Origin of the sequence: Pseudomonas sp. SJZ078, assembly GCF_007828255.1 — a bacterium.
GTDB lineage: Bacteria > Pseudomonadota > Gammaproteobacteria > Pseudomonadales > Pseudomonadaceae > Aquipseudomonas.
In genome coordinates, this window is record NZ_VIUG01000022.1 from 96,396 (window position 1) to 106,223 (window position 9,828).

8 protein-coding genes and 1 pseudogene are annotated in these 9,828 nt (G+C 57.6%); all 9 read right to left on the reverse strand.

All coding sequences use genetic code 11. The features are described 5' to 3' along the window. Positions 1-97: 97 nt before the first annotated feature. Positions 98-1,288 carry a Wadjet anti-phage system protein JetD domain-containing protein gene (locus tag FBY02_RS19100; protein WP_256662543.1) on the reverse strand — a complete coding sequence of 397 codons (1,191 nt, stop codon included), beginning with the start codon at positions 1,286-1,288 and terminating at the stop codon, positions 98-100. Further along, positions 1,239-4,544, reverse strand: coding sequence for an ATP-binding protein (locus FBY02_RS19105; protein WP_144929795.1), 3,306 nt, complete (start codon positions 4,542-4,544; stop codon positions 1,239-1,241). The genes FBY02_RS19100 and FBY02_RS19105 overlap by 50 nt, the downstream gene beginning before the upstream one ends. Further along, the gene (locus FBY02_RS19110; protein WP_178115377.1) at positions 4,541-5,290 is read right to left on the reverse strand and encodes a DUF4194 domain-containing protein; all 750 of its coding nucleotides are present in this window, start codon (positions 5,288-5,290) and stop codon (positions 4,541-4,543) included. The genes FBY02_RS19105 and FBY02_RS19110 overlap by 4 nt, the downstream gene beginning before the upstream one ends. A 2-nt stretch (positions 5,291-5,292) precedes the next feature. Continuing rightward, entirely contained in the window at positions 5,293-6,792 is a 1,500-nt protein-coding gene (locus FBY02_RS19115) for a DUF3375 domain-containing protein (protein WP_144929796.1), read from the reverse strand. Between the two features lie 136 nt (positions 6,793-6,928). Then, positions 6,929-7,453 carry a PIN domain-containing protein gene (locus tag FBY02_RS19120; RefSeq protein ID WP_144929797.1) on the reverse strand — a complete coding sequence of 175 codons (525 nt, stop codon included), beginning with the start codon at positions 7,451-7,453 and terminating at the stop codon, positions 6,929-6,931. Between the two features lies 1 nt (position 7,454). Next, positions 7,455-8,165, reverse strand: coding sequence for a hypothetical protein (locus tag FBY02_RS19125; RefSeq protein WP_256662542.1), 711 nt, complete (start codon positions 8,163-8,165; stop codon positions 7,455-7,457). A gap of 310 nt (positions 8,166-8,475) precedes the next feature. Further along, positions 8,476-9,090, reverse strand: a complete 615-nt coding sequence (locus FBY02_RS19130) for a hypothetical protein (protein WP_144929799.1) — start codon at positions 9,088-9,090, stop codon at positions 8,476-8,478. Continuing rightward, positions 9,087-9,659, reverse strand: coding sequence for an RNA polymerase sigma factor (locus FBY02_RS19135; RefSeq protein WP_144929800.1), 573 nt, complete (start codon positions 9,657-9,659; stop codon positions 9,087-9,089). The genes FBY02_RS19130 and FBY02_RS19135 overlap by 4 nt, the downstream gene beginning before the upstream one ends. A 67-nt stretch (positions 9,660-9,726) precedes the next feature. Then, a pseudogene (locus tag FBY02_RS28605) lies at positions 9,727-9,828 on the reverse strand (IS110 family transposase); the annotation flags it as partial.

Below are 9,828 nucleotides of genomic sequence, written 5' to 3' on the forward strand. Positions count from 1 at the left end.
TGCGCATTGCCCGGCATTATCCCGTGCTCCCTGCCCCAAAACTTCAGGAAGTTTGCTTAACGGCGGCTGAGCAACCGTTGACTCCCTATCAGCAGCTCTATACGGGGATCTTTCGAACCCACTCCCTGATAGCCCGCTCCACTCGTGCCTTTGGCAGATACTCCTGCTCGAGACGTCCTCGTTCTTGCACCAGCAGATACCGATAGAAACCCGCTTCGTCAGCCAGCAAACCAGGCGGAGCCAACTCTGGAGCTTTGGTTGGCTCAACGACTGCGTTACCCAACGAGTGCTGTTCAAACAGCTCCTGTTCCATCAATAGTGCCTGGACTGCGGGTTGATGGAGTCTCGCTCGCGCCAGCATCAGCAAGCCCCAGGTGTCCATATCGCCCCAGTAAGCGATCTGTTTCCCGGCCAAGTGTGCAGATGCCAACCACTGCAAATCGAGTCCTGCGCCCAATACAGCCAGGGTGTCCGGTAAGGTTTCTGGCAGCAAGTGAATGCATTGCTCATTTTCCACCACGAGCAATCGAGAACCGGGAAGTGGGGTCTCGGCCAGCTCCGCAGTGCTGAGCCTAAGCCGCTTGAAGGGCAACAGCTCAGGCTGAAGAGGAACGATCAGAACCCAATGATTGGCTTCTTCAAAGGCATCCAGAAACGTCGCCAAGCCTTGTTCGGACGCCGCGCCTTCGAAGCGCTCGTCGAGGAGCTTGGTCAGTAAGCTGGCGTTGCGCTCGAAAAACTTGGTGTCTACGCCGTGCTCGGCAAGCAGGCGCAGTGGACGGCCTTGAGCGCAGCCCGGCGACAACCGGGTGGCGAGTCGCGCCGTGGCGACGACTTCTTCAGACGGCTTCGTTAACCACAAGCTCCGTTGTGCCACCAGCAACGCATGAAAGGCGCTGTCTACCTGCTCGACCAGATACTCGAGTTGAGCGTATTCCTGGCTGACCATTGGATCATTGGTCGCGGCAACCCATTCGGAGGGACTGCGCAAGTGCCAGCGCATCGGCAAGGAAATGGGGGCCAGCCCTGCTCGGTAGCTGACGGGTTCCCAGTCGACCTTACCCACGTTCACGCCCCGCCAGTTTTCCACATGCCGGAGCACCGCCTGGATATTGTCAGTGAAGAGTCGTGCCGAAGGCTTACCGATGCTGAGGCTTTGCGGCCAACTAGCGGGATTGAGCAAACGGTCCAACCGAACACTGGAGCGCTGCCATTGTCTGGCCAAGTTGCGGCCGATCTCAGTGGGCGACTTCATGCATGGCCTTGATACGCTGTTGATGATGCTCATCCAACGCTTCCCAGCTCAGGGAAACCAGACTGGATTCCATGCCACGCCGATGAACGACGACTGCCGAGCGAGTGTGATGGCGTAACAGGCGCATTTCCTTGTTGGGCGTAATGAAGACAGCGTGTAGGCCAAACTCCTTCAGCGCCGCGATGATCCGACCGGCAACCGCATGAGAACTGCGCGAGAACGCCTCGTCGAGTACGATGGTGCCGAACAACGGCCGGCTGCTGCCGTCGGGACAGAGCGCATAACTGAGAGAAGCGGTCAGTACATAGGAGGCGATGATCTCCTTCTCGCCACCGCTACCACCTTGAGAGCCTGTTCGGGTCTCGATGACGCTCCTGCTTTCTCGATCAATCACCGATACCGCGAATTCCAGGCGAAAGCGCGGATCCAGAAGCGCCTTTGCCCCCTGATTCCTGTTGTGTTCACAGGCGTCCTTGAGCAGTCCGACGAGCTCCTGCAATGCCTTGTAATGGCTCTCGCCCTCATCATCGATGAAACGCGCCGAGTTCAGTTGGCGCTGAGCGTGTTGCAGGGTGCGCAGACTTTCATGGATGACCTTTTTTGCAACCAAGCGCAAATAGCGCCCGGGCTGGAAATCGACACGCTGCATCGTACTGTTCAGGTCATCCAGGCGCTCCTCAATCATAGAGACTTCATGGTCGATATAGCTGAGCAGTTGGGTGACGCCGTCATCCGAGGAACGATTGAGGTATTCCAGGAAGCGCTTGAGTTTCTCGGGTAGGGCTTCCTCGGTTAGCACACGTAGACGCTCCAGATATTTGGGTACATCCATCAGCTCTCGCCCGACCTCTGCAAGCGCCCCGGTATCTATCTTCAGGGCGTCAGACATACGTTTGGCAAGCTCTGTTTTCTGGTCGCCCAGTTTCTCGCCGAGCGCTTTGAGCTGTCCTTGCAGCTCACGCGTATGCTTGCGCTCCAGCTCGACAATATCGCCGAGGTCATCGGCGGTCAGGGTCGGGAAATGCGCTTGTGCCAGTTCACGCTGCGTATCACTTAGCCCCTTCTCGGCACTGTGATAGGCCTTACGAGTAGCGGATGCGGCCTGGTCAAACTGAGTTCTCAACCGTACACGCTGCTCGATCCGTTGGCGCAGCTGCTGATCCAGAGAATCCTGCAGGGCCTCGGCTTCATCCAGCTCAGCCTTGATCATCGCAAGGTCAGAATCGGGGCGCGTAAGGGTGCCCAACTGAGTACGCAACGACTCCAGCTGACGCTCGGCGCCCGGCAGATCAATTTCCTCGAACTGCAGTTCTTCGACGCGTTGCAGCAGCGAAGCTCGAGTCTCCAACTGACGGACACCGCTCTGGGCAGCATCCAAGGCCAGCCTGGCAGGCGCGAGCTGTTCATTGACCTCGCGAATTTGCTCAGCCAAGAAGGCCAGACGGTCGCGGTTATCGAAGCCAGTCAGCCAGTCTTCATCCAGGCGCTTTTGATCCTGCTTGTCGAAGAAGCGTTCTTTACCCGACATCAACCCCTGGGCCGTCATGGCGTGAGGGGTATGACGTAATTGCTCCGTGCTTTCGACGCAGTGGCGATCATTGTCCGCCAGTAGTGCCTTTACAGCTTCTCGGTACGGATGCTCCTTGAAGGTTAACTTGCGGGTAAAACCATCATCAAAGAACACTGATCGCGAAGACCGCTCGTTTACCTCCAACAGGCGCACATGCAAGCGGTTGTGCCGTTGGTTCACCCAGCGCAGTGCAGCCTGGGATGAGCCCTGCGGCACCAGGATACGTAGCCGGTGGCTACCGATGGCCCGCTCGATGGCACCCCGCCAGGCCAGCTCCTCGGGCTTGACCTGAACCAACTCGGCAACAAAAGGCAGAGCCGACTCATCGACTCCAAGCTCCTGCGCCAGATCGCTTCGAAAAGCATGAAAGTGCCCGGGCAGGTTCGAGCCTGGCCGTCTCTCAACCTCAGCACACTCCTGCTGTAAAGTCTGTAGACGACCATTCAGCTCCTGCTGGACGACGCCTGCGTTGAACGCCTTTTGGCGCGCGGCATTAATTTGCTGGGTCAGTATTTCCAATCGTGCCGCGATCTGCTGCTGATTCTCCTTGAGAGCAGCGGCCGATAACTCATCCGATAGTCCAAGCCCTTTGGCCAAGCGTTGGTATTGCTCGGCTTTCAGGCTGCGCTTATCGCACTCCCTGACCCAATCACCGATGCGCTCGCGTAATTGATCTATCCCTGCGCCGCCTACTCGCAGATAGCGCTGATGATGTTGATCGACCACGCCCTTCTGGATCTCAAGCTGACTCTTAAACTGCTCCTGATCCAGTTCGGCCTGTTTGTGTTCCTTCTCGAGCCTATTGGTTTCAGCCAACCACAGGCGATAACCCTGCTCGGCAAACCAGACCGGAAGAATGCCTTCGAGAGCTTGTTTATCCTGCAGCTGTTCTTGCAAGGCCCCATAGCGCTCCCAGCCATCGGCGACCGGTTGCAATGAGCGCTGTTGCTTTCTAGCGGTTTCCAGCTCTCGGTGGATGTCAGTTAGATCATCGAAGCTGCTGGCGACCTCGGCAGCCCGCTCGAAGGCGGAGCGGTCATCCAGCACCAACTCTCGAAAGATCTCATCAATACTATTGAGCTGCTTCAGGCCGGCAGCGCGGTTGAGCAGGGTGAATGCGTTTTCGCCGACCTCGAAATAATCCCTCAGCCTGGCCAAGAAAGTTTTCTTGCTCGGATAAGGCCAGATACCAGTCCCTTCCTTCTCCATTTGACGCAGAGCCCGCATGCCGCCTGAGTGATGCTGGCTGAGCCAATGCTCAAGAGTCTGCTCGGGGGACTCGCTTAACAGCCAAAGTTTTTTCAGATCTGATGCCGAGGAGCTTGTGCTCTCGAACCAAAGCACAGCGCCCAGTCGAACCTGCGTACCGTCACGCTCGAGCGTGGCTGCAATTGCGGTTACCGTCTTACCCTGGCGAGCTATATGAGATTGCTTCACACCACCGTCCCCGGGGCCGGTCACTCCCCGCACATAGGACACCAGATCCCGGTCACTTTCATGCCCCCCCGTGGATGCCAGGTTGTAGCGCGGATTGGCGCACAGCAAGGTCATCAAAGCGTCCACCAGCGTCGTTTTACCGCTGCCTGTCGGGCCGATCACGGCGGTACCGGAGGGATCGATCTCGGCACGGTGATAGCCCTGAAAGCCGCCCCAGTTATAGAGTTCGATGCTGCTGAGAATGAAGGTCTCGCTGTCACGCCAGAGGAGGGTCTGCTTCATGCCATGTCCTCCTCGCTATCAGCAGCCAGCGTCGCCGTGCCCTCCACTTGCTCTCGCAGCCATGCCACCAGCGCCTGCAGGTTCTCCGGGTTGGCCAAATGCGTGATGATGGGGCGAATGATGACGCGATCATGTGCGTCTGGAGCCGATACCAAACCATGCCCCTTGAGCTGGTCAAGCAGCGTGATGATGCGATTGCGCTCCTTCGCCTCACTGCCCAGTTCTCCCATGTAAAGCTGCACCTGCGGAATCAAATCATCAACCGCTACCAGCGCCTGAATGACTCCCGTACCGCTTTCCTGTTCGAACGCTATGAAATGCTGTCGCAAAATGGCAATCAGCAGTGATTGTTCCAGATTCAGCCTTTGCCGACGCACAAGTGGATGCGACCACTCATCCTGCTCTGCCGACTCATCCTGGCGAACGATAACAAACACTAGCCCCCGAACCTCATCGAGCCCCATGGCAAGGTCGAGCGGTTCCAGAACTCTATCTACCTCCTCGACATTGGAAAGCACTGAGCGATATAGATTGGGCTTGTGACTCTGTTCCAGCAGCCCGTACTTGAGCAACTCCTGTACGGCCTCGCGTACCCGTTGCGGCGACCGGCGCTCATCGACGTGTACAGCCGAACTCATGACAGGTTGTTCCTCATCCATGCCGTCACCCCACGTCATGGGCTCCACCGTCAGTGCCGTTTCGTCTGCACTATGGGCGCCTGCAATTCGATCGAAGATCCCTGCCATGCTCACAACTCCCAATCGATATCCTTGAGTGCCTCGTGGTCGAGTCCGACGTAAGGCAAATTGAAGCGCCAGCGTAGCTGCTCCTCGTCAACTAACTCCACGAGCTGACGCTCCTCTGTCAGTACCTCAATACCTGCCTCGCGCGCCATCGCCAACCAGAGCGCAAAGGTTTCCAAGTCGTGGGCAGGTGGAAGCAAAGATGCAAGTTCCCCGAGACTCACAGGTCGCCCCTGTGCCACCAGAACTGCCAGGGTGTTCTGTATCAGCGCTCCACGATCCAGTCCATCGAAGGCATCCCAAAAGTCGTCATCAATTTGTTCCAGTCCCGCTGGCTTCAAACTCAGATCCAGCTCACCCGTATCATCGTCATCCAAGGCTTTGAAGCGCAGACGCTCGATTGCCGGAATACCGGTAATGGCTACGCCAACCGGCGGTAGACAGACAGGCTTACGGCGTTCTGGCTGGCGTTGCCAATCGACGCTGAGCGATAAATTGAAGAAGTCGTTGAGTAATTGTCCGACGCGATGATGCTCGGCAGCCAGCCCCGTCTTCATGAAGCCGCGGACATCGCGCTCGCTTCGGGCGCGTGCCTGGAGCACAGCCTGCGACTCCCGAACCAGGCGTAAAGCCAACCAACGCAGCTCACGTTGCTGGGGACGATTCAACGCCTTTGGAACCGCCGGGTGACGAAGGATAGTGCGCAAGCGCTCTCGCATGACTTCCAGCTCAGCGGACTGCCTCAGTTGCTGCTGGAAGCTTTCGAAGACACGCCCCTCCGGTGTATTAAGTAGAGCATCTTGACCATCCAGCAAGCGATCGACGATTTCGCCCCGGTGAGATTGCTCGCTGATGATGGAGTGTCGAAGAGCGCGATCAGCCTCGCGCCAAGAATCTTCAACTCGTCGAAAGTCAGCGCGCAGGCTGGTGGCCAGGTTATATATCTCGCGTATGCCTTCTATCGCCTGTGCTTCATCCAGCACGACAACGTGACCAGCCTCTACCTGCGCTAGCTCGTGCTCCAAATCCTGGATGCGGCGGCGAATGCTGATAATACGGCCAGTTGGGCTGGGGTTCAGACCTGTTTCCAGGTTTTCGATTTCGCGCTGGACCACCGAAAGGCGCGATGCCGTAGTGGTCATGATCCGGCTATCCAACGAGTCGACAAACTGGATGGCGGACTCCAACGCGTCGGTTGCGTAGATCCGGCCCTCCCGCTCGACTACAAGACGCCGCTTAATCCACTCACGAAGTTCACGACCTGCTTGGAGATGCGTTGCATCCGGGTCGATCTCATAGAGCTCCTGGCTGGCGTAAGCAGTCAGCATTTCAGATAGAGCCTGCAGCGCGTCCTCCATGGGAATCCCATCGTGCGCCCGCTCGAAAAGTGTTCGTAGGCAACCCAGTACGAGCGGAGCACGACGCGAGGCGAGCAAAAGCCACGCCGGGTGCTGGCTGCGGGTGGATACATAGCGTTCTGAACGCTGTTGCGCGCTTTCTTCCATGACGGCCACATTCAAAGATTGTCTGAGCACAAAAAGCCCCGAGTCGTAAGACCTGGGGCTTTTTATGGGTGATCGCTTTTACGCTCCGCGTGGTAATGAAAACAAATGAATCCCGTTGTCTACGTTCCAATAAATCCTAGGGATCGAGATTGACCTCGAGTTGCTCGGGAGCCGGCTCAATATCTCCCAGCGATCGCACCACAAGCCCACACTTCTGAGCCTTGGAGTAAAGCCCCGCATCATGAGTCCAGATTTCATCAGCATTGGTTGCCAAGGCTGTCGCAATGATCTGACGATCAAAACGTAACTTGGCTTTCGTTGCTGCCGGATCAAGCACCTTCAGTTCGTTGTCATCAACCATTCGAGCACATTCAACCGCTGCGATCTGATCAAACGATACTATTTCAAAACATGAGAGGCCGTTTATGACATCAAGGTGACTCTGATGAAAATCCCGATCAATGCCGACCAGATACTCAGCCAGTGCAGGTGTTGGGATCAACACGGTCCCGCCCCTCGCGTCGACCAGTTCAATCAGGGCCTCAGCTCTAGCCTCCGCCCTATCAATATCGTGCCCCGTGGCGGGATCAACCAAGACGATACCGTCCTTTGCATTTCCCAAGGCTTGGACGAGAACATTAGTATCAAGAACTATGCGCACCTCACCCCCTTAGGTTCTGAATCGTTCCATGAGGGTCATCCATCTCGCTCCAGGTGATACCACCAAGTTCTTTGAGCTGGGTAACAGCGCTACGCAAAGAGGTTTTTTCGAGCTTTTCGTAAGACTGAATGAACATTTTTCGCAGCCGCCAGCCACCATGCGGTCGACTTTCCCATTCCCCCTTCCCGTGAACCCGGACATGCTTGAACAACAGCTTGCCCAGTTGTTCAGCCAATGCCGTATCGGCTTCACAAAGAAGCGTTTCGCCACCAGCCCCCTCAAGCCGAACAGGAACCGTCTCATCCTTCCCGCCTACCACATACAAGCGGCCTTGGACGCTACCTTGTTTAATGACAATCATGGGAGGTAAAGCCGCCTTGGCTTTGGGAAATTGAAGAATGTTCGCATCCGCTGCTTGCAGGACACCATCCACTCGATCTTGCTCCATCAGTGTGGATAGCTGCTGATACGCTTTTCTTGCCCGCTTAGGACCGATTCCCTGAGCGGCCTCGCGCACCCTGTTTAACACGTGGGGATATTTCTCATCCTCAACCCATGTATTCAGGCAGACACAGCCTTCGGTGACAGAGTCAAAATGAACATTATCTTGCGAGCCAAAAAGCTCAGCGAGCTCACACAGATAATCCGTCAAGCGAGCCATCGAGAGCTTGCTTGGGTCGGTTCCGTCGAGTTCGAGCGTCAGCTTTTTCATGCTGGCGAGTATAGTTCCGCTCATATGATCCTGCTACGCCTGCATTTGTAACGCCAAGCGGTGACGGACCGCTTACAGCTTCGCCTGCCCTCTCCAGCAATATTGCAACTTACCACTTCACGCCCCCATTCCTGAGGTTTGCATGAATCATCGTAGCGAGAAAACTTGCTCCCGCTTGAGTGCGAAGCGCTCACAAAAAAGGGCTGCGGTACAGCCCAGCGGGAGCAAGCTCCCTCGCCACCGGTTCATTGACATCCTGAAGTAAGCAGCATTGATGTGCGGACACTGGGCTTCATATGCGCCGATTCCCTCAACGCTTCTGCAACGCCTCCAGCCGTGCCGGCAAGTCTTCCTTGGGGAAACGCTTGTGCAGCGCGAGCAGTTTCTCATCCGCCGCCTTGGTCTGCCCCGCCTGGCGCAGCCGCAGGATTTCCAGCAACCCCTGCTCCAGCGAAGGGGGTGCGGCGGGTACGGATTGGCTCTTTTTCGCCATGGGCTTATCCGCCTGGACTTGCACAGGCTGCTCCGGTTCCCGGCTCAGTTCACCCAGGGGCGCCATGCGCGCCATCGGTGCCGGAGCAGCAGGGGCGGCCGGAGCGGGGGCAACGGCAAGTTCTTGTCGGGCAGCGGAATAATCCAGCGTTGCCGGCGCCGCCAGTTCGTCCCTTGGAACCGGCGAACGCAGCACCAGACCGATCATCAGCGCCACACCCGCCACCGTGGCGAACGCCATTTGCCAGCGCGGCCGTTGGCAGGCCTGCAGCCAACGTTGCCACAGGCTCGGCCTGGGCGCCGGCGCTTCGCGGCGGGCGGTGGCCAGGATGAAGGCGTCCAGGGACGCGGGGGGCTCGCCGCCGGTGTGTTGGCGGAAATGCTCGACCAGCGCTTCGTCGGCGGGATCCGGGGTCTGTCGGGAGTCAATCATGCGGGTACCTCCTCGGCCAGCAGCCGGTGCAGCTTCTGCTGGGCGTAACGCAAACGGCTCTTTACTGTTTCCAGCGGGACGCCGGTCAAGGCAGCGATCTGTGGCAGCTCCAGATCGCCGTGCAGGCGCAGCAGGAAGACTTCGCGCTGGTCTTCGGGCAAGGCCTGCAACGCGGCCTCCAGGCGGCCCTGATCGCGGCTCAGGCTCAACTGTTGTTCCGGGCTATTGGCGTCGTCGGTCTGGACGTGAAGCTGCTCGTCATAGCTGTCATGCAATGGATTGTGAACACCGTGCCGGCGCCAGTGATCGATCAATCGGTTGCGGGCAATCTGGAACAGCCAGGTACGAAAACTCGCCCGTCCTTGTGGCTGGGTGCTGCTGCGGATCAGGCTGAGCCAGGTGTCTTGGAAGACCTCCTCGGCCAGCTCGGCCTTGTTGCTCAAGGATACGAGGAAACGGTAAAGCCCCTGCCGATGCCGCGCATACAGGATTTCAAAACTGGCGCCATCACCGTCGCGGTAGCGGGCCAGCAGCGTTTCGTCGCTGACGGAGTCAATCGGGGTGGGCATTTGGGTGGCGGATTCCTTCCAGTTGAAATGCGATTCTGCAAACAGCACAGGCCCGCTGTGGGAGATTCTATGTTGCAGGACAACCCTGCAACATAGGCTTCGGCTGGTATTCGTCCTGATTTTTCATCAGGGCAAATGCCACTCGGCAAAGCTTGCGGGCGAGCACCAC